The organism is Chromobacterium sp. Beijing (genome assembly GCF_021496765.1).
Lineage (GTDB): Bacteria > Pseudomonadota > Gammaproteobacteria > Burkholderiales > Chromobacteriaceae > Chromobacterium.
In genome coordinates, this window is sequence record NZ_CP053750.1 from 1,172,073 (window position 1) to 1,191,468 (window position 19,396).

General features: G+C 62.9%; 15 protein-coding genes. 9 read left to right on the forward strand and 6 right to left on the reverse strand.

Annotation, left to right across the window (positions count from 1 at the left end):
* Positions 1 to 26: 26 nt before the first annotated feature.
* The 5 genes from HQN78_RS05635 to HQN78_RS05655 all read right to left on the reverse strand — a co-directional run bounded on the left by HQN78_RS05635 (position 27) and on the right by HQN78_RS05655 (position 4,344).
* Positions 27 to 629: a DUF1842 domain-containing protein gene (locus HQN78_RS05635; RefSeq protein ID WP_235088456.1), complete on the reverse strand. Its 603-nt coding sequence runs from the start codon at positions 627 to 629 to the stop codon at positions 27 to 29.
* Positions 630 to 674: 45 nt separating this feature from the next.
* Positions 675 to 1,298, reverse strand: a complete 624-nt coding sequence (locus HQN78_RS05640) for a DUF1842 domain-containing protein (RefSeq protein ID WP_107798862.1) — start codon at positions 1,296 to 1,298, stop codon at positions 675 to 677.
* A 47-nt stretch (positions 1,299 to 1,345) separates the two neighbouring features.
* Complete coding sequence (locus HQN78_RS05645; protein ID WP_107798863.1) at positions 1,346 to 1,534, reverse strand: DUF1843 domain-containing protein; 189 nt, start codon at positions 1,532 to 1,534, stop codon at positions 1,346 to 1,348.
* A 291-nt stretch (positions 1,535 to 1,825) separates the two neighbouring features.
* Positions 1,826 to 2,776, reverse strand: a complete 951-nt coding sequence (locus HQN78_RS05650) for a succinylglutamate desuccinylase/aspartoacylase family protein (RefSeq protein WP_235088457.1) — start codon at positions 2,774 to 2,776, stop codon at positions 1,826 to 1,828.
* Positions 2,764 to 4,344: an ABC transporter substrate-binding protein gene (locus HQN78_RS05655; RefSeq protein WP_235088458.1), complete on the reverse strand. Its 1,581-nt coding sequence runs from the start codon at positions 4,342 to 4,344 to the stop codon at positions 2,764 to 2,766. The genes HQN78_RS05650 and HQN78_RS05655 overlap by 13 nt, the downstream gene beginning before the upstream one ends.
* 134 nt (positions 4,345 to 4,478) lie before the next feature.
* Here HQN78_RS05655 and HQN78_RS05660 point away from each other — a divergent pair, with 134 nt between their 5' ends.
* The 9 genes from HQN78_RS05660 (at position 4,479) to HQN78_RS05700 (ending at position 17,587) form a co-directional block, all read left to right on the forward strand.
* The gene (locus HQN78_RS05660) at positions 4,479 to 5,714 is read left to right on the forward strand and encodes a D-amino acid dehydrogenase (RefSeq protein ID WP_235088459.1); all 1,236 of its coding nucleotides are present in this window, start codon (positions 4,479 to 4,481) and stop codon (positions 5,712 to 5,714) included.
* Between the two features lie 34 nt (positions 5,715 to 5,748).
* Positions 5,749 to 6,360, forward strand: coding sequence for a M15 family metallopeptidase (locus HQN78_RS05665; RefSeq protein WP_227103338.1), 612 nt, complete (start codon positions 5,749 to 5,751; stop codon positions 6,358 to 6,360).
* 281 nt (positions 6,361 to 6,641) lie between these two features.
* A complete protein-coding gene (locus tag HQN78_RS05670) occupies positions 6,642 to 7,829 on the forward strand; it encodes an O-succinylhomoserine sulfhydrylase (protein WP_235088460.1) in 1,188 nt (395 codons plus the stop codon).
* Between the two features lie 202 nt (positions 7,830 to 8,031).
* Positions 8,032 to 8,679 (forward strand): TetR/AcrR family transcriptional regulator, encoded by a 648-nt coding sequence (locus tag HQN78_RS05675; RefSeq protein ID WP_019102939.1) that lies wholly within the window; start codon positions 8,032 to 8,034, stop codon positions 8,677 to 8,679.
* Between the two features lie 90 nt (positions 8,680 to 8,769).
* Complete coding sequence (locus tag HQN78_RS05680; RefSeq protein ID WP_235088462.1) at positions 8,770 to 11,223, forward strand: acyl-CoA dehydrogenase; 2,454 nt, start codon at positions 8,770 to 8,772, stop codon at positions 11,221 to 11,223.
* A gap of 126 nt (positions 11,224 to 11,349) precedes the next feature.
* Positions 11,350 to 11,727: an acyl-CoA thioesterase gene (locus HQN78_RS05685; protein ID WP_107801726.1), complete on the forward strand. Its 378-nt coding sequence runs from the start codon at positions 11,350 to 11,352 to the stop codon at positions 11,725 to 11,727.
* Positions 11,728 to 11,912: 185 nt separating this feature from the next.
* Entirely contained in the window at positions 11,913 to 13,340 is a 1,428-nt protein-coding gene (locus HQN78_RS05690) for an OmpP1/FadL family transporter (protein ID WP_235088464.1), read from the forward strand.
* Positions 13,341 to 13,815: 475 nt separating this feature from the next.
* A complete protein-coding gene (locus HQN78_RS05695) occupies positions 13,816 to 16,191 on the forward strand; it encodes a 3-hydroxyacyl-CoA dehydrogenase/enoyl-CoA hydratase family protein (RefSeq protein WP_107798870.1) in 2,376 nt (791 codons plus the stop codon).
* A 193-nt stretch (positions 16,192 to 16,384) separates the two neighbouring features.
* Positions 16,385 to 17,587, forward strand: coding sequence for an acetyl-CoA C-acyltransferase (locus tag HQN78_RS05700; protein ID WP_107798871.1), 1,203 nt, complete (start codon positions 16,385 to 16,387; stop codon positions 17,585 to 17,587).
* An 82-nt stretch (positions 17,588 to 17,669) separates the two neighbouring features.
* On the opposite strand, the gene HQN78_RS05705 is transcribed toward HQN78_RS05700, so the two are convergent.
* A complete protein-coding gene (locus tag HQN78_RS05705; RefSeq protein ID WP_227103326.1) occupies positions 17,670 to 19,103 on the reverse strand; it encodes a PilZ domain-containing protein in 1,434 nt (477 codons plus the stop codon).
* Positions 19,104 to 19,396 lie beyond the last annotated feature (293 nt).

The following is a 19,396-nucleotide window of genomic DNA, read 5'->3' on the forward strand; positions in this document are numbered from 1 at the left end:
AACAAGCGCGGATGAGGCGGGGCGGTTTAGTGCCGGCCTTCGAGGCGGGCGATTTCAGCATGCAGCTGCTTCAGCGCGGCCTCGATATTGTCGTGCTGCTTCAGCTGCTCTTCCGCCTGGCCGGCCAAGGACTTCATCTGCGCCAGATTGCTGCTGACGCGCGATTGTTGCAGCGCGGCGGCGTACAGCGGGATGGGGTGCGGATAGGGCTTGCTGCCGGCGCGCGGCTCCGGGTGCACGGCCGGCGCTTCGGTGACGATGGCGTGCGCGACGGTGTGCCAGGCTTCCTGGTAGAAGAAGCGGTAGCTGGCGTGGCCGTCCTGCCAGTCCTGATCGAGGATGCCTTGCAGATGGAAGGTTTCGGCGATCTGGCTATTGGGCGAACTGGGGCTGCCGTCCAGCGACAGCACGATGTGATGCTCGGCCGACGGGTCCAGCTTGGCCTGGCTGTAATGGCCCCAGACATTGGCCTGGAACTGCAGCGGCGGACTGACGCTCTGGGTGATGCTGGCGTGGCCGCTGATCTTTTTCTGCGGCGTGTCGACCAGCAAGTCCAGGGTCAGGACCGGCGCGCCCAGCACCGGTTGGGAAATGAGGTAACGGACATGGAACAATCCTGTTGCTGACATGGAGCACTCCTTGACGAATGGGAAGGTATCGGCGCGAGCGCCTGCTTATTTGCGGTCCAGCTTGGTGATTTCCGCCTTCAGCGCATCCAGTTCCTTGCGCAGTTGCGGCTGGGCGTCCAGCTGCTGTTTGGCGTAAGCGGCCAGGGTTTTCATATGGGCCAGGTCGCCGCTGGCGATGGCGCTTTGGATCGGCACGCCGTACAGGGCCATGATGGGCGGATTGGGCAGGATCACCGGGCCGGGTTCCAGCGGCAGCGGGAAATAGCGGGATTTCAGTTCCGGGTTCAGCTTGGCCGGCACATTGTCCACTTCCACCCATGTGGAGCCGTCGAGATAGCTGTAATTGGCGATGCCCTTTTTCCAGTCGTGGCTGAGCACCAGGTGCAATTTGAAGTTGGTGGTGTTGCCGTTGTGGCCTTGGGCGGAGATCAGGATGCGGCCCTCGCTGGTCGGCACCACGCCCAGGTAGGCGTATTGGCCGTGAACATGGGAGTGCAGGTTTAGCGGCGGGTGGAGGCTTTGGTTGACGACGTGGGCGCTGCCGGTCACCGAGTGGGTGGGGGGCGCCACCAGCAGGTTCAAGAGCAGCGTCGGCGCGCCCGCCAGATCGTTGCCGATGAGGTAGCTGACGGGGAACAATCCGATTTCAGTCTGAGTATTGCCTGACATAAGACCTCCAAAACTAAAGGTGAGGGATGCCTCGGGCTGCGCGGCGCTCAGCGCCGTTCCAGACGAGTGATTTCCAGCTTCAATTGCTCAATGGCGGCGTGCAGATCGCCGTATTGGTGCAGATGCTGTTCGCCTTGCTCCAGCAAGGTTTTCATCTGCGCCAGGTTGCCTTCGGCGATCGCCTGATGAATGGCGACGCCATAAGGCAGCGTTTGATGCGTGGGAAGATGGCTCATGGTGTTCACTTCCTTGCGCTGAATGATTTGAGGTGGACGCACGGCCAGGGACGACCGGGCGCGGTAGCGGCTGCCGGCCGCGCGGCAGTGCTTATCGGTGTAGCAGTTGGGATGGGGGGCGTGCTGGCCTAAATGGCGGTTTTTATGAAAAACAAATACTTAAGTGGAAATGCTGAGTCGTGCAGAATGGCGCTGGGAGCCGGTCTTGGAAAGTGAAATGCTCATGCGGCGCATGAGCATTCCGAAGCGGTGGCCGCGCCTCGCTGCGCGCGGCGGATCGTCAACAGCTTCTCAAAAGCGGGAGGACGCCCGGGCCAGATAGAACCACTCCTGGCCGCTAGGGCTGCGGGGGTTGGGGAAGACGATGCGGCCGTCGTCCAGCGCCGTTACCGGGCTGCCGTCGGCGCGCCAGCCTATCAGCTCGCCTCGGCTCACCGGGTCGAAGCTGGTCCAGTCGCGAGCGAAGCGGTCTCCGTCGTCGAGCTTGTCCACCACCTCGTACAGGCTGAGCGCCTCCAAGGGGCCGGCCGCGGGCGGCGGCGCGTCCAACATGCCCAGATGAGCCAAGGTGTTGACGATGGCCTGGTAGGCGACGCTCGGCGCGGCCGGGTCGTCGTGCTGGCCGCACTCCAGCGTCAGCGCCCAGCCGCCTTGTTGGCGCATGTACTCGGTGGTGCCGACGCCGTAGCGGACGTCGCCGTCCGAGGCCTTGCCGCGTCGGTTCACGCCCAGCGCGTAAGTGGCGAGCCAGCCGTCCACCGCGCGGGCCACGCCCAGCCTTTGCGCCAGCGCTTCTTCTTGCGCGGCCAGGGCGAAGGGCTCCAGCTCGCCGGCGTTGTCGCGCGGTCCCAGGAACACGAAAGCCTGGCCCTGGGACTGGAAGGAGTGCAAGTCCAGCAAAACCTCGTGCTCAGCCAGCAGCGGACATAGCCAGTTGGCGACATGGTCTTCGTAATCGCGCGGCGCGTCGCTGGGGGCGAGATGGCGGTTCAGATTGCGTTCGCCGCCGCGCTGGCCCAACTGAAAGGCCAGCGGATTGCTCACCGGGACCAGGGTCAGCCGGCCGGCGCGCAAGGCCAGCGCGCCTTGTTCCAGCTCCGCCATCAGCCGGCGGACGGCGAGCGTGCCGCAGCCCTCGTTGCCGTGCACGGCGGCGGTGACGATCAGGCGGGGGCCGGCCCGCAAGCCCTGATAACGGTGGCTGACGAAATAGGGCGGCCAGCTTGGGTTTATTTGAGCCATACGTCCTCGAAGTCGAAAGAGCCGTTGGGATTCATCACGAAACCCTGCACATTGTTGCGCAGCGGAATGTAAATGCGGGAATGGGCCATGGTGATCCAGGGGCGCTCGTATTTGAAAATCTCCTGGGCTTTCAAATAGTACTGGGCGCGTTGCTTCTGCTCGGTGGCCTGCCGGCCCAGCAGCAGCAGCTTGTCGAACTCGGGGTTGCAAAAGCGCTGGCCGCCCTTGCTGACGCTGCAGGACAGCGAGTTCCACAGGAAATCGTCCGGATCGCCGGAGTTGCTGGTCAGGCCGGACATATAGACATCGTGTTCGCCGGCGGCGGCGCGTTTCAGGTATTCGCCCCATTCGTAGGATCGAATATTGGCCTTGACGCCTATCCTGGCCCAATCCTGCTGGATCATCTGCGCCATCAGCTTGCCGTTGGGGTTGGTCGGTCTTTGCACCGGCAGCGCCCACAGATCGAGGGCGAAGCCGTTGGGGTAGCCGGCCTGGGCGAGCAGCGCCTTGGCCTTGGCCGGGTTGTATTCATTGCGGGTTTTGGGGTTCCAGCTCCAGGTGGACGGCGGATAGGGGTTGACCGCCTGGGTGGCGCCGCCCTTGGGGAACATCGCCTTGAACAGGGCGTCGCGATTGATGGCGATGTCCAGCGCCACGCGCACTTCGCGCTTGGCGAATTGCGGCCGTTTCAGATTGTAGGCCAGATAGGAGATGTTGCTGGCGCCGGTGGCGGCGATCTTGATGTTCTTATCGGCGTTCAAGGTGTCCAGATCGGCCTCGCGCACCGCCGCGGCCACCTGGCATTCATTGGCTTTCAGTTTCTGGATGCGCACTTGAGGATCGGTGACGATGGCGAAAATCAGGCTGCGGGTTTTCTGCGGCGCGCCCCAGTACTGGGGGTTGGCCTCGTAGCGCACGGTCGAGTCCTTGGCGTAGCTCTTGAAGCGGTAGGGGCCGGTGCCTATGGGCTGCAGATTGATCTGCGCGGGCTTGCCGGCCTGCAGCAACTGCTGGGCGTACTCCGCTGACTGCATGCCGGCGAAACCCATCGCGAAGAAGGTCAGGAAGGTGGCGTTGCGTTCCTTCAGCCGGATCTTGACGGTGCTCGGGTCCAGCTTTTGCACCGAGTCTATCAGCTTGACCAGGCCGTAGCCGTCCGGGCCGGTCAGCGGGGTCTTGAGCGCTTGGTTGAACGGCAGCTCCGGCCGGATCCAGCGGTTGACGGTGAAAACCACGTCGTCGGCGGAGAAGTCGCGGCTGGGCTTGAAGTAATCGGTTTGATGGAATTTGACGCCGCGGCGCAGCTTGAAAGTGTATTCCAGTCCGTCCGCCGACACGCTCCAGCTTTCCGCCAGCCCAGGGCGCAGCGCCACGCCGCCGCGTTTGAATTCGGTCAGACCCTGAAAGACGGGCTTGACGATGTTGTAGGTGGAGGCGGTGTCCCACATCGCCGGGTCGAAGCCTTCCGGCGCGGCTTCCGCGCAAAAGACCAGGGGCTTGGCCGCCAGCGCGGCGGCGGGCAGCGCGCCGGCCAGCAACAGGGAAAGGGAGAGGATCGATTTTGTCATTTACGCTATCCTGAGTTCTTGTTCGCGGCAGGCGAATTGTCCGTCATCTACCGCTGTCGGTCCAAGGTCTTGGCGATTGGTTCCCGGCGTCGAAAGCCGGCTTTGCGGTTTGACGGACTTTGCGAGGGGGCGGAATGGACGAGGCGAGGGTGCTGATCGTGGGCGCCGGCGTGATTGGACTGTGCAGCGCGTGGCGGCTGGCGCGGGCGGGCTGGCCGGTCACGGTGCTGGAACGGCGCGGCGAGGCGGCGGCCGGCGCCAGCCACGCCAACGGCGGCCAGCTAAGCTACAGCTATGTGGCGCCGCTGGCCGACGCCGGGGTGCCGGCCAAGGCGCTGGCCTGGCTGCTGAGCGCGGACGCGCCGATGCGTTTGCGCCCGCGTTGGGACGCGGCCCAGTGGCAATGGCTGTGGCGCTTCTACCGCGCCTGCAACCGCGAGGCCAACCGCGCCGGCAGCGCCCAATTGTGGCGTTTGGCGCAAAGCAGCCGCCAGCAGTTGGACGCGCTGCGCGCGGAAGGCTTGGACGGTTTCGCCTGGCGGCGCAACGGCAAGCTGGTGCTGTACCGCGGCGCAGCGGCGCTGGAGCATGCGCGACAGGGCATGGCGGCCTTGAGCGAGCTGGGCGCGCGCCAGCGCTTGCTGGACGCGGACGCCTGCCGCGCGCTGGAGCCGGCCTTGGCCGGCTTGAGCGGGCCGCTGGCCGGCGGGGTGCATACCCCGGACGAGGAGGTGGCGGATTGCCGGCTGTTCTGCCTGGCCATGCAGCGAAGAATGCGCGACGAGGGTCTGGACGTAGAGTTCCGCTTCGGCGAGGAGGTCGTAGGCTTCGAACTGGCCCAGGGGCGGGTGCGGCAAGTTTGGCTGCCCGGAGGCGCTCTGCCTTGCCGGCATCTGGTGCTGGCCGCCGGCGTCGGCGGCGCGGGGCTGGCGCGCAAACTGGGCCTGCGGCTGCCGCTCTACCCGCTGAAGGGCTATAGCCTGGACATGCCGGCGGGCGAGGGTTTGCCCGCGCTCAGCGTCACCGATTTCGAGCGCAAGATCTTGTACGCGCCGATAGGCGGCCGTCTGCGGGTGGCGGCGGCGGCGGATCTGGTCGGCTATGACGAAAGCCCGGACCCGCGGCGCGTGGCCGGCTTGCGCCGGCAGGTGATGCGAGATTGGCCGCGGGCGGGCCGCCTGGAACAGGCGGCGGAATGGGCCGGTTTGAGGCCGGCGACGCCGGACGGGGTGCCCTTGATAGGCCGCGCGCCCGGCGGACCGGCCAATCTGTGGCTGAATCTGGGACACGGCGCCTTGGGCTTCACCTTGGCCCTGGGCAGTGCCGAGCGGCTGGCGCGGGAGATGGCGGGGGAGATGGCGGGGGAGTGAGGGCCGGGGGATGGATGAGGGAAGCGAGGCGAGCATGAAAGCGGTGATCGGGATGGAGGACTTGGCGGCGCATCCGGAATACCTGTCGATAGCGGACATCGACGGGGTGAGACTGGACCTGCGCTATGCCTGCGCCAACAATTTCGTGGGGCGAAACCTTTACGGCGAGGCGGCGCCCGCCTTATTGCACCGCCGTGCGGCCGAAGGCCTGGCCATGGCCGCGCGCGAGCTGCGCCGGCTGCGTCCCGGCTTCCATTTGCTGGTTTTCGACGCGCTGAGGCCGGGGCGGGTGCAGCGGGTGCTGTGGGACATCGTCAAGGACACGCCGCAGCGCATCTACGTCGCCGACCCGGCGCGCGGTTCGATCCACAGCTTCGGCATGGCGGTGGACCTGAGCGTGGAGGATGCCGACGGGGGCGAACTGGACATGGGCACCGGTTTCGACGACTTCACCGAACGGGCGCAGCCGCAGCGCGAGGCGGAGCTGCTGCGGACCGGCAGGCTGAGCGAGGCGCAAGTGGCCAACCGTCAGCTGTTGCGCCATTGCATGAGCCAGGCCGGCTTCAACGGCATCGCCACCGAGTGGTGGCACTTCGAGGCGGCGGATCGCGACTGGGTGCGCGCGCATATGCTGCTGATCGAGTGAGCCGGCCGCCGTCGCCGGCTGGCGCTAATGCCGCCGGGCCGGCGGCTTTATGCCCGGCAGGCATTTAGCAAACCGCGGATTTTCAGGCAATATGGCCGTTGGTCTTATCCTTGGCGCCTGTTCATGCTCCCGCGAGGCAAGGCGAGACAAGGCCTTGCGGCAGGGAAAGCGGAGTGTGCGCACGGCGCATGAGCCTCTCGAAGCAGTATTCGCCGCGCCAGGTCTCATGACGCGCAGCCGATCGTGAACAAATTCTTAGAAGCACCCGCAGAGAAACATCAATGGCATCCGACAATACCGAACAAGCCTGTTGGCACCCGGAAACCCAGGCAATCCGCGGCGGCCGCGAAATCAGCGATTATCGCGAGCACAGCCAAAGCCTGCATCTGACTTCCAGCTTCACCTACGATTCGGCGGAACAGGCCGCGGCCATGTTCCTGGGCGAACTGGACGGCTACACCTATTCCCGCTTCACCAATCCCACCGTCGCGGCCTTTCAGCAGCGGCTGGCGCTGATGGAGGGCGGCGAGCGCGCCATCGCCACCGCCACCGGCATGGCGGCGATCCAGGCCATCATGATGAGTCTGCTCAAGGCCGGCGATCACATCCTGTCCTCGCAAAGCCTGTTCGGTTCCACCACCAATCTGTTTGCCGGCCTATTGGCCAAGTTCGGCGTGGAAACCACCTTTGTCGACGCCACCGACCTGCAAGCCTGGCGCGACGCGGCGCGGCCCAATACCCGTTTGTTGTTTCTGGAAACGCCGTCCAATCCTCTGACGGAAATCGCCGACATCGCCGCCATCGCGGCTATTGCCCATCAGCATGAGGCCCTGCTGGTGGTGGACAACAGCTTCTGTTCCCCGGCCTTGCAGCAGCCGCTGAAACTGGGCGCGGACCTGGTGATGCACTCCGCCACCAAATACCTGGACGGCCATGGCCGGGTGATGGGCGGCGCGGTGGTGGGCCGCGACGCGCTGATCGAACAGATCTACCTGCACGTGCGCACCGCCGGCCCCACCTTGGCGCCGTTCAACGCCTGGGCTTTGCTCTCCGGCATGGAAACCCTGCATCTGCGGATGGAAAAGCACAGCGCCAACGCGCTGGAGTTGGCGCGCTGGTTGGAAGCGCAGCCTGCGGTGGAGCGGATGTTTTATCCAGGGCTGGCCAGCCATCCGCAATATGAACTGGCCTTGCGTCAGCAAAGCGGCGGCGGCGCGGTGGTGTCCTTCGTGGTCAAGGGGGGCAGGGCCGAGGCCTGGCGCGTGGTGGACCGGGTCCAGCTGATTTCCCGCACCGCCAATCTGGGCGACGTCAAGTCCACCATTACGCATCCCGCGTCCACCACCCACGCCCGCATCACGCCGGAAGCCAGGTCCAAGGCCGGCATCGTCGAAGGCCTGTTGCGGGTGGCGGTGGGCCTGGAGCATGTCGAGGATCTGAAGCGGGATTTGGCGCGCGGCCTTGACTAAACGCTTTCAACATGTGTTTCATTCAAACGGCAGTCTAAAATACGGACTGCCGCTTTTGTTGCCGCCCTGAGAGTTTGGCCCGAGCGCCGTCGAGACATGTCTTGACATTCGTCAAATTAAAACGTAAGTTTGAAACGCTTGTTCGAAAGCTGAAATGAGCAAGACCATAAAACCAGCAAATACAAAAAAGGCACTGGAGAACATGGAAGCAAGCCGCCCCGATACCGCCACCCGCATTCTGGACGTTGCAGAACGCTTGTTTGTGGAGCACGGTTTCGAAGCGACCTCGCTGCGCATGATCACCCAGCAAGCCGAGGTAAACCTGGCCGCGGTGAATTACCACTTCGGCTCCAAGGACGCGTTGTTCGAGTCCGTGTTCATGCGCAGACTGGCCCCGCTGATAGCGGACTGCCTGGCGGAACTGGACAAGCTGGAGGCGGAGGCCTCGGAGGAGAAACTGTCGGTGGAAGGCTTGGTGCTGTCGTTCATACGGCCCTGCCTGTCGCTGTCCAAGGACCCGTCGCGCGGCGGGGCGATGTTCGTGCGCCTGTTGTCGCGCACCTTGGTGGAGAACCACCGCCTGTTGCGCGAAACCATCTCCCAGCAGTACAGCGTGTTCGTCCAGCGTTACAGTCGCGCGTTTCAGCGCGCCTTGCCCTTGCTGGACACGGAGCAGTTGGCCTGGAGAATGCATCTTGCGTTCAGCGTCATGTTCAACGCCTTCGCCGGCAACGATGTGCTGAAGATCTTCACTCGCAGTCAGATCGTCAGCGCGCGGGATCCGGACATGATTGTCAAATACCTCGTGCCCTTTGTCATGGCTGGCCTGGTCGCGCCCATGGAAGGCTGATTCCGGAGCGCAGGGCAGGACGCGTCGACCAAGGCCGCGTCCCTTGCTGTTGCCGCCGGAATGGAAGGGTCAACACGAGGGTAAAACAAAATGATATCTGCCGTTGTTCTGGTCGTGCTGCTGGGCGCGCTGGCGTATTTCCGCGCGCCTGTTCTGGCCTGGACCGTGGGGCTGGCCGCCTGGCTAGCCGCGCTCCAGTTCGTCTTCCATTGCCCGCTGCCGCCAGCGGCCTGGGCTGTTTTCGCGGTGATCGCCGCCGTTCTCAATCTTCCGCCCTTGCGCCGCGCCGTGTTCACCGGCCCGGTGTTCGGCGTGTTCAAGAAAATCACGCCGGCGATGTCCCAGACCGAGCAGGAAGCCATCAACGCCGGCACGGTCTGGTGGGATCGCGACCTGTTCTCCGGCAAGCCGGACTGGAACCGCCTGCTGTCCTTTCCCGATCCCAAGCTGACGCCGGAAGAACAGGCCTTCATCGACGGCCCCACCGAACAGCTGTGCGCGATGATTGACGATTGGAAGATCACCCACGAGCTGAAGGATCTGCCGCCGGAAGTGTGGCAATTCATCAAGGACAACGGCTTCCTGGGCATGATCGTCAAAAAGCAGTACGGCGGTCTGGAGTTCTCCAACTACGCTCACGCCAAAGTGGTCACCAAGATCGCCACCCGCGGCGGCACCGCCGCGGTATCGGTGATGGTGCCCAACTCTCTGGGGCCGGGCGAATTGCTGCAGCACTACGGCACCGAGGAGCAGAAGGATTATTATCTGCCGCGCCTGGCCAAGGGTCTGGAGATTCCCTGCTTCGCGCTGACCAGCCCCTATGCGGGCTCGGACGCCGGCAGCATTCCCGACTACGGCATCGTCTGCCGCGGTTCCTACACCCATCCGCGCACCGGCGAGCGTTTCGACGACGTGCTGGGCCTGCGCGTCAGCTGGGAAAAGCGCTGGATCACCTTGGCCCCGGTGGCCACCATCCTGGGCCTGGCGTTCAAGATGTACGATCCCGAGCATCTGCTGGGCGATAAAGAAGACCTGGGCATCACCTGCGCGCTGGTGCCCACCGAACACGAGGGCGTGGCCATCGGTCGTCGCCACTTCCCGGGCGGCGCCGCCTTCATGAACGGCCCGACCTGGGGCAAGGACGTGTTCATTCCGCTGGACTGGATCATCGGCGGCCGCGAATTCGCCGGCCAGGGCTGGCGCATGCTGGTTGAGTGCTTGTCGGTGGGTCGCTGCATTTCCTTGCCGGCGATGTCGGTGGCTTCCGGCAAGATGAGTACCTTCGTCACCGGCGCTTACGCGCGCATCCGCGATCAGTTCGGCCTGCCCATCGGCAAGTTCGAGGGCGTGGATGAGGCGATGGCGCGCATCGGCGGCTACACCTATCAGATGGAGGCCTCGCAGGACCTGGCCTTGACCGGTCTCGATACCGGCGAGAAGCCGTCGGTGCTGTCCGCCATCCTCAAGTACCACAACACCGAGCGCATGCGCAAAGCCATCAACGACGCGATGGACATCCATGGCGGCAAGGCTGTGGTGCTGGGGCCGCGCAACTATCTGGCGCGCGCCTATCAGGCGATTCCGATCGGCATCACTGTGGAAGGCGCCAACATCCTGACCCGTTCGATGATTATCTACGGCCAGGGCGCGATCCGCTGCCATCCCTTCGTGCTGCGCGAAATGAAGGCGGCGATGACCGACGACGGCAAGGAATTCGACGCCGCCATTACCGGTCACATCAACTTCGTGATCAGCAATGTGGTGCGTTCGCTGTGGCTGGGTCTGAGCGGCGCCCGTTTCGTCGGCGCGCCGCGCGGCGGCGAAGTCGGCGTCTACTATCGCCGGCTGACCCGTTTCTCCAGCGCCTTCGCCTTGCTGTCCGATATGGCGATGTTCAGCCTGGGCGGCAGCCTGAAGTTCCGCGAGAAGCTGTCCGCGCGTCTGGGCGACATGCTGTCCGGTCTTTACATCGCCTCCGCCTGCCTGAAGCGTTTCGAGCGCGACGGCGCGCCCAAGGAAGACCTGGCGGTGTTGCAATGGTCGGTGGAAAACGCCTTGTACGATGTGCAGCAGGCGATGGACGGCTTCCTGGCCAACTTGCCCAGCCGCATGCTGGCGGCGGTGCTGCGCAAGCTGATCTTCCCGTGGGGCCTGACGCTCAAGCCGGCGTCCGACCGCGTCGGCACCCAGGTGGCGCGCGCGATGATGGAGCCGGGCGCGACCCGCGAGCGGCTGACGCGCGGCATGTATCTGCCCAAGGAGGAAACCGATGCGGTGGGCGTGCTGGCGCACGCGCTGGAGGCGGTGCTGGCCACCGAGCCGCTGGAGCAGAAGCTGCGCAAGCTGGCGCGCGACGGCAAGTTTGTTTCTGTCACCGCGAGAGAGCGTCTGGCGGAAGCCTTGGCGGCCGGTTTGCTCAATCAGGCCGAGTTCGACGCCGTCAGCCGCGCGCGCAAGCTCAAGCGCGACGTGATCATGGTGGACGATTTCGACAAGATGCTGGAGCAACATGACGATAAGCTGCTGCAACGCTTGATCTTCTGAGCGTAAGGGGTAAGATTTGCCGGGATCCGTCCCGGCATTTCACGCCAGCGGCTGGCAGACGGCCGCTGGCGTGAAATGATGAAAAGTCGCCAAGATCGAGCGATGAACAAGAACAAAGGAGTGAGCATGGACCGCCCTGAAGTCCGGATTCCCACGCTGCGCGTGCGCGCGCTGCCAACCAGCACCAACGCTTACGGCCGAGTCCAGGCCGGTTGGCTGATGAATCAGATCGACATGGCCGGCAGCCTTGACGCCGAGCGCCTGTCGCGCGGCCCGGTGACCACGGTGGCGGTCAACACCTTTCAATTCGCCGCGCCCATCCTGCTGGGCGACGTGGTGGACCTTTATGTGGAACGGCTGAGAATAGGCCAGAAATCCATCACCCTGAAAATCACCGTCGAAGCGGAGCGTATCGATGGCTCGCACGAGGCGATCACCGAAGTGGTGGCCACCTATGTGGCGGTGGATTGCGATGGAAAATCGCGTCTTTTAGGTGTTATTTAGCGCATTTCCATGCTTTTTTGCGTGCTTGTTGCAGAAATGTCTCATTAAACGTTTGTTTGGAACAAACACTCCAAAACCTTGTGGAATTGCTCTAATTCTCTGGTAGCATCAAATATGACCAGTGCTTGTTATTGGTCATCTAACACCTAAGAACACTATAGCAACGCCAAAGAGAGAGGGAGAACATGAAACTCAAGCACCTCAGCCTGTCCGTGATGGTCATGGGCGCAACATTCGGTCTAATGTCCACCCAGGCCGTGGCCTCGGGTTATCAGTTTGGTTCGCAGAGCGTGTCCGGCCAGGGCACGGCGCATGCCAACGGCGCCGAGGCCAACGATCCTTCCACTATTTTCGCCAACCCGGCCGGTCTGTCCCGGCTGGAGGGTACGCAGTTTTCCGGCGGCGCGACCTTGGTCGTGCCGCATTCCGAGTACACCGATAACGGTTCCACCAACGTTCTTGGGCAGTCTACCGGCGGCGGCAATGGCGGTTCCTTTGCACCCAAGGCCGTGGCGGCGCCCAACTTTTACCTGTCGCACAAGCTGAACGACAAGATCAATCTGGGCTTGGGTGTGTTCGTGCCCTATGGCGCCAAGTTGGACTATGGTTTCGACTGGGCCGGCCGTTATGCCTTGAAGAGCGTGAATCTGCAGTCCTTCAACTTCAATCCTTCGATGTCGTTCAAACTGGATGACCGTCATTCCTTCGGCTTCGGTCTCTCCGCGCAGTATATGGACGCTAAGCTGCAGCAGATGGCGGATGCGACCTCTGGTCTGAAACAGACTTTTGGTCCGTTGGCTGCGGGAATCCGAGGGGATGGTCTTGCCGATGTGCAGGGTGATGATTGGGGTTTCGGTTGGAACATTGGTTATATGTTCAATCTGAATGAGAATACCCGGTTTGGCTTAGCGTATCGGTCGAGCATTAAGCATACTTTGTCAGGAACATCCACTTGGACGTTTAATAATGTTCAAGGGACGATTACGTCGCCCGGGCTTCCTGGCCTGCCGGCAGGGGTGTATCCGGGGAGTGCTTTGGCAAAACTGAAGCATCCAAATGCCTCCGCCAGGGTCGATGTCACGACGCCGGAAACCGCATCGGCCAACTTCTTCCATCAGTTGAACCCGAAATGGGCGGTGATGGGCGATGTGACCTGGGTGGCCAACTCGCAAATGAAGGACATCGTGATCCAGCAGTCCACTGTGGGCGGTACCGCTCAGGGTGATATGGTGATCCACCAAAACTGGCGCGATACCTGGCGCGTGTCCTTGGGCGCCAACTACCAGTACAGCGATGCCTGGCTGTTCCGCGGCGGCGTGGCCTGGGAGCAATCGCCGCTGCAGTCCGACAAAGATCGTCATCCGGCGCTGCCGGACAGCGATCGTCTGTGGTTGTCGCTGGGTGCCAACTACAAGTTCAACAAGCAAAGCTCGATCGACGTCGCCTATAGCTTCATCAACTTTACCAATGCCAATGTGAACTATACCGACGGCTGCAGTCCGACTGGCAAGAGCCCGACAGGCGCAGCTTGCACCGGCAACGGCGGCACGGTCAAAGGCAGCTACAAGACCTATCTGCAACTGATCGGTCTGCAGTACAACTATCGGTTTTAATTGAATCGGCGCCGTTGGGCGCGCGGATTTCAGGTCGGGCGGGCGCGGTGGCGCTCGCCCGGTTTTTGCGTTTGCGCCGCGCCGGTTTTTCCGCTTGTTTTCTCTCTCTATTTTTCCATGAACCCCCTGTTTTTTTGCCCAAATTGGGTTAGACTTATTTGAGAGAAAAGCGAGTGTTTGATATTTTTCAATGCAGATCTTTTCCAGCTGCGCTTGATCCGCCGCGATAGTGGCTGCCGGCGCGGTTTTTCAGTAGATTGACGGATGTCCGCGGCGGTGGGGAAACCATCTCTCGCCAGGCTTCCGGGCGGGCCGGGCTTCATCATAATCATTCTCCCGGCCGGCCGAGTTGTGCCGGCTGCAGCGGCGGCGCGCCGCCGACTCAGCGCAAGGACGAACAACGCCCGTCCTTGAGGCAGGCTGAGCAGGCGAGAGGGGCCTGTCTCATGTTGTGTTTCAACAAAACGAGGAAACCATGTCTCAAACCAAGTTCAACGTACGCAAGGTAGCCGTGTTAGGCGCTGGCGTGATGGGGGCTCAAATCGCCGCCCATCTGGTGAATGCCAAAGTTCCGACCATCCTGTTCGACTTGCCCGCCAAGGAAGGCGACAAGAACGGCATCGTGCTCAAGGCGCTGGAAGGCTTGAAAAAGCAGAAGCCGGCTCCCTTGGCCAATAAGGATGCCGTCAACCACATTCAGCCGGCCAACTACGACGACCACCTGCACCTCTTGAAGGATTGCGACCTGGTGATCGAAGCCATCGCCGAGCGCATGGACTGGAAAGCGGATCTGTACCACAAAGTGGCTCCGCACCTGGGCGAACACACCATTTTCGCCACCAATACGTCCGGCCTGTCGATCAACACGCTGGCGCAAAGCTGCCCGGACAATGTGCGCCCGCGTTTCTGCGGCGTGCATTTCTTCAATCCGCCGCGCTATATGCATCTGGTGGAAATCATTCCCTGCCTGACCTCGGACGCGCACATCCTGGATAATCTGGAGCGCTTCCTGGTGTCCAGCCTGGGCAAGGGCGTAGTTCGCGCCAAGGACACCCCCAACTTCGTCGCCAACCGCATCGGCGTATTCTCGATGCTGGCCACCATCGCCAACGCCGACAAGTTCGGCATCCGCTTCGACGTGGTGGACGACCTGACCGGTCCGCGTCTGGGACGCCCTAAATCGGCCACCTTCCGCACCGCCGACGTGGTGGGTCTGGACACTTTCGCCCACGTGGTCAAAACCATGCAGGACACCCTGCCGCAAGACCCGTGGCACGGCCTGTTCCAGACTCCGGAATGGATGCAGAAGCTGATCGCCGCCGGCGCGCTGGGCGCCAAGACCAAGGCCGGCATCTATAAGAAAGACGGCAAGCGCATGTTGGTGCTGGACCCGGCCAAGGGCGAGTACGTCGGCTCCGGCGAGAAGGGCGACGACGCGGTCAAGGAAATCCTGAAGATCGCCAATCCGGCGGAAAAATTCCAGAAACTGCGCGAGAGCAGCCATCCGCAGGCGCAATTCCTGTGGGCATGTTTCCGCGATGTGTTCCATTACATTTCCCACCATCTGGCCGATATCGCCAATAGCGCGCGCGACGTCGACTTCGCCATCCGCTGGGGCTTCGGCTGGAGCGTGGGTCCGTTTGAAACCTGGCAGGCCGCCGGCTGGCAGCAAGTGGCCAAGTGGTTGGACGAGGACGTGAAAGCCGGCAAGGCGCTGAGCGCCGCCGCGCTGCCGGCCTGGGTGCTGCAGGGCGACCGCGCCGGCGTGCACTTCGCCGAAGGTTCTTACGATCCGGCCGGCAACAAGCTGGTGGGCCGCTCCACGCTGGACGTGTACCAGCGTCAGCTGGCGCCTGCCAAGGTGCTGGGCGAGGCGGCGGCGCCGCTGGGCGAAACCGTGTTCGAAAACGAGGGCGTGCGCGCCTTCACTACTGGCGACGAAGTGTTGGTGGTGTCGTTCAAGTCCAAGGCGCATGCGATCGGCCCGGCCGTGATCGAGGGTCTGAACAAGGCCGTCGACATCGCTGAAGACCGCTTCAAGGGCCTGGTGATCTGGCAGACCGAGGAGCCGTTCTCCGTCGGCGCCGATCTGCAGTCTATGATGCCGGCCTTCATGATGGGCGATTGGGACGCGATCGACGCGACGGTGCGCCGCTTCCAGGAAACCTCGATGCGCCTGCGCTATTGCCAGGTGCCGACGGTGGCGGCGACCCAGGGCTATGTGTTCGGCGGCGGCTGCGAATTCGCCATGCACTGCGACAAGACCGTGGCGGCGCTGGAGTCCTATGTCGGCCTGGTGGAAGTGGGCGTCGGCCTGCTGCCGGGCGGTGGCGGCTGCAAAGAATTCGCCCTGCGCGCCGCTCAGGAGGCGCGCGGCGACGTGCTGGCCGCGCTGAAGGACTACTTCATGGCCATCGCCACCGCCAAAGTGGCCACCAGCGGCTTCGAAGCGCAGGAAATCGGCTTCTTCCGCAACGGCGACCCGGTGGTGTTCAACGCTTACGAGCTGTTGCACGTGGCCAAACAGCAGGCGATCGCTCTGGCCGAAGCCGGCTACCGTCCGCCGCTCAAGGTCAAGGGCTTCCCGGTGGCCGGCCGCAGCGGCGCCGCGTCCATCAAGGGCCAGTTGGTGAACATGCTGGAAGGCAACTTCATTTCCAAGCATGACTTCTTCATCGCCGGCCTGATCGCCGACGTGATGACCGGCGGCGACGTCGAAGCCGGCACCCTGGTCAACGAGCAGTGGATTCTGGATCTGGAGCGCAAGGCCTTCATGACCTTGCTGAAAAACTCCAAGACCCAGGATCGCATCGCCAATATGTTGACCACCGGCAAGCCGCTGCGCAACTAAGTGCTTGGGGGTGATTCTGCTGCGCGCGCCGATATCGAATGCTGCGATGCTCGCCGTACCGCATGTACGGCTGCGCTTCTCGCTTCGATCTCGGCCCGCTCGCGACGAATCCTCCCGCAAGCACGGCCAATAGCCAGATGAAAGGCAGCCTGATCGCCGGAGCGCGGGTCAGGCCGCCGACAGGAGAATCAAAATGAGCAAACAAGTACAAGAAGCTTACATCGTCGCCGTCACCCGCACGCCGGTGGGCAAGGCGCCGCGCGGCATGATGCGTCATGTGCGTCCGGACGATATGCTGGCGCACGTGATCACCGGCGCGCTGGCCCAGGTGCCTAATCTGGATCCGAAGCTGATTTCCGACTGCGTGGTGGGCTGCGCCTTCCCGGAAGCGGAACAGGGTTTGAACATGGCGCGCATCGGCGTGTTGCTGGCCGGCCTGCCCAATACCGTGGGCGGCATTACCATCAACCGTTACTGCTCGTCGGGCATCAACGCGGTGCAGATGGCCGCCGACCGCATCCGCCTGGGCGAGGCCGACGTGGTGATCGCCGCGGGCGCCGAGTCGATGTCGCTGGTGCCTATGATGGGCAACAAGGTGTCGCTGAACCCGGAAATCTTCGCCAAGGATGAAAACTACGGCATCGCTTACGGCATGGGCCTGACCGCCGAAAAAGTGGCGCAGCAGTGGGGCGTATCGCGCGAAGACCAGGACGCGTTCGCGGTGGAATCGCACCGCCGCGCGCTGGCCGCGATCGACGGCGGCAAGTTCAAGAGCGAGATCACGCCGCTGGAGGCGACCTACCGCACGCCCAATCTGGAAACCGGCGAAGTGGCGGTCAAGACCCGCGTGCTGGACACCGACGAAGGCCCGCGTCGCGAGACCACGCTGGAAGGCCTGGCCAAGCTGAAAACGGTGTTCGACGCCAAGGGTTCGGTCACCGCCGGCAATTCCTCGCAGATGTCCGACGGCGCCGGCGCGGTGATTCTGGTGTCCGAACGCGTGCTCAAGGAGTTCAATCTGACTCCGCTGGGCCGCTACGTCACTTTCGCGGTCAAGGGCGTGCCGCCGGAAATCATGGGCATTGGTCCGAAAGAGGCGATCCCGGCCGCTTTGAGCCAGGCGGGCCTGAAGCAGGACGATCTGAAGTGGATCGAACTGAACGAGGCGTTTGCGGCACAGGCTTTGGCGGTGATCCGCGATCTGGAGCTGGATACCTCCAAGGTCAACCCGCATGGCGGCGCCATCGCTCTGGGTCACCCGCTGGGCGCCACCGGCGCCATCCGCACCGCCACCCTGGTGCACGGCATGCGCGACGCCGGCCAGAAGGGCTACGGCATGGTGACCATGTGCATCGGCACCGGCATGGGCGCCGCCGGCATCATCGAAGTCTTGTAAGCGGGACGGTTCTCGCGTAAAAAAACCGGCTCGCCATGGCGAGCCGGTTTTTTATTGCCCGCCGCGCGGCGGAGGGCGGGGCTTAGTCCACCTTGGACAGCGTGTCGAAGTCGCTGTGGCTGCAGTCCTCGTATTCGTGCTGCGGGGTTTTGAGGCGAATCTGGTAAGACTTGCCTTGCGCCGCCAGCACCAATTGCTTGTCCGGCAGCGTCAGGGCCTTGGGCATCAGGAAGTAGCGCTGGCCTTTGCGGGAGTTGGGCTGGGTGATGTAGATGGCGGTGGAGGGCGGGGATTCCGAGTGCTCGGGGTCCAGCAGCGATACGCCGACGGGGTTTTGCCCGAGGATTTCTATGCCCACCTTGGTGCCGTTGCTTTGGCGCAGGATGCGGCGGATCACGCCCAGCAACTGCGGGTGATTGTCCGCTTTGACCAGGATGACGCGGCCGATGGCCAGCTGCTCCACCGCCTTGCCGATGAAGGTGAGGCCCATGCCGGTGGAACTGATGTCGTTGATGCGCCAATCGCTGGCGCGCTCGGGGTCCTGCGTCGGCACGTCCTGAACCTTGACCTGATAGGCGACGCGTTCGAAGCCTATGCTGACGTGGGCGTTGGACGCGTGCAGCGAGCGCTCCGACTTGCGCAGGGACTTGCCGCCGTCGGTAGACCAGCGAATGGCCAGTTTTTCGCATAGAATGGCCCATTCCTCGCGCTCCAGCCCGCCGTCCATGGCCGCCAGGGCGGGAGGGATCCGCCTGTCCAGATCGAACATCAGATCCGCCAGGCGGCTGGTGATCTCGTAAGCGGACCAGTAGCGGTGCCATTTGCCGGCCATGCCGCGCAGCATGGCTTGCGGCGGTTCGGGCATCGACAGGTTGTAGACGAAGATGGGCTCTTCCACCGGCGGCTGTTTGTCCAGCGGAATGCTCTGGCTCAGCATCATCAGCAACTGGTCTACCGCGATGATCTCCTTGTGCAGCATATTGTCGGTCTGCGCCAGGAAGAGCATGCCGGCCTGGATCAGCAGTTGTTCACAGCTGAATTCGTCCGGGCTGTTCAGATAAAGCTTGATCGGGTGCCGGGAAAAACCGCTTTCCTCCGCCTGGCTGAAAAAGCGGAAACCGTTTTGCCAGGCGGCGCCTTCCGGCTTCAGATAGCGCAGGGAGTTCCAGGCGATCAGCCGCATCTGATGATGCAGGCCGCGGATGGTGACGATGCGGATTTCGTCTTCCGGCACCGCGTTGGGGTGGCTTTTGTACAGTCTCAGGCAGATCTGGTAGGCGGAGGACAGCTCGTGCCAGTAGGCGAGGATGGTGGGCAGATAGCCTTTGCTGCCGCCTTTGGACTGCAAATAGTCCCGGCACAGCTGGCGATGGATGTTGTTGGCCTTGTCGTCGACGTAGACCAGGGTCTTGACGCGCTCTTTCAGCGAGATATCGGTGTCGGTATTGATTTTGGCGACGGCTTTGATGATTTCCACCAAGGCGCCGAAATACTCGGTTTCAGGCAGGTCGCGCACTAATAGCGTTGCAGACTGCGCCACTTCGGAGGCAGTCGTGTTTTTGTTCAGTAGGGAACTGACTAGTGATTTGAAGTCAAACATTTAGCCCGGCTTTATAGGAAATTATGTTTTCATTGGCATATCGCTATATCTTACGCCACGCGCAGGCGTGGGTGAAACGGTAATTCTCATTATTTACCCATATGCTTACAAATAACAATCGCTGGAATCGGCGACAGCGGCTGACATCGCTGCTGTTGCTCGGGGTTTTGTCGCAAACGGCCTGGGCAGGCAACGGGGAAGAGCTTGGC

What these genes read in the sequence shown, in the direction of transcription:
- HQN78_RS05635 (WP_235088456.1), bottom strand. Translation starts at nt 629, where the DNA reads ATGTCAGCAACAGGATTGTTCCATGTCCGTTACCTCATTTCCCAACCG.
- HQN78_RS05640 (WP_107798862.1), bottom strand. Translation starts at nt 1,298, where the DNA reads ATGTCAGGCAATACTCAGACTGAAATCGGATTGTTCCCCGTCAGCTAC.
- HQN78_RS05645 (WP_107798863.1), bottom strand. Translation starts at nt 1,534, where the DNA reads ATGAGCCATCTTCCCACGCATCAAACGCTGCCTTATGGCGTCGCCATT.
- HQN78_RS05650 (WP_235088457.1), bottom strand. Translation starts at nt 2,776, where the DNA reads ATGGCTCAAATAAACCCAAGCTGGCCGCCCTATTTCGTCAGCCACCGT.
- HQN78_RS05655 (WP_235088458.1), bottom strand. Translation starts at nt 4,344, where the DNA reads ATGACAAAATCGATCCTCTCCCTTTCCCTGTTGCTGGCCGGCGCGCTG.
- HQN78_RS05660 (WP_235088459.1), top strand. Translation starts at nt 4,479, where the DNA reads ATGGACGAGGCGAGGGTGCTGATCGTGGGCGCCGGCGTGATTGGACTG.
- HQN78_RS05665 (WP_227103338.1), top strand. Translation starts at nt 5,749, where the DNA reads ATGAAAGCGGTGATCGGGATGGAGGACTTGGCGGCGCATCCGGAATAC.
- HQN78_RS05670 (WP_235088460.1), top strand. Translation starts at nt 6,642, where the DNA reads ATGGCATCCGACAATACCGAACAAGCCTGTTGGCACCCGGAAACCCAG.
- HQN78_RS05675 (WP_019102939.1), top strand. Translation starts at nt 8,032, where the DNA reads ATGGAAGCAAGCCGCCCCGATACCGCCACCCGCATTCTGGACGTTGCA.
- HQN78_RS05680 (WP_235088462.1), top strand. Translation starts at nt 8,770, where the DNA reads ATGATATCTGCCGTTGTTCTGGTCGTGCTGCTGGGCGCGCTGGCGTAT.
- HQN78_RS05685 (WP_107801726.1), top strand. Translation starts at nt 11,350, where the DNA reads ATGGACCGCCCTGAAGTCCGGATTCCCACGCTGCGCGTGCGCGCGCTG.
- HQN78_RS05690 (WP_235088464.1), top strand. Translation starts at nt 11,913, where the DNA reads ATGAAACTCAAGCACCTCAGCCTGTCCGTGATGGTCATGGGCGCAACA.
- HQN78_RS05695 (WP_107798870.1), top strand. Translation starts at nt 13,816, where the DNA reads ATGTCTCAAACCAAGTTCAACGTACGCAAGGTAGCCGTGTTAGGCGCT.
- HQN78_RS05700 (WP_107798871.1), top strand. Translation starts at nt 16,385, where the DNA reads ATGAGCAAACAAGTACAAGAAGCTTACATCGTCGCCGTCACCCGCACG.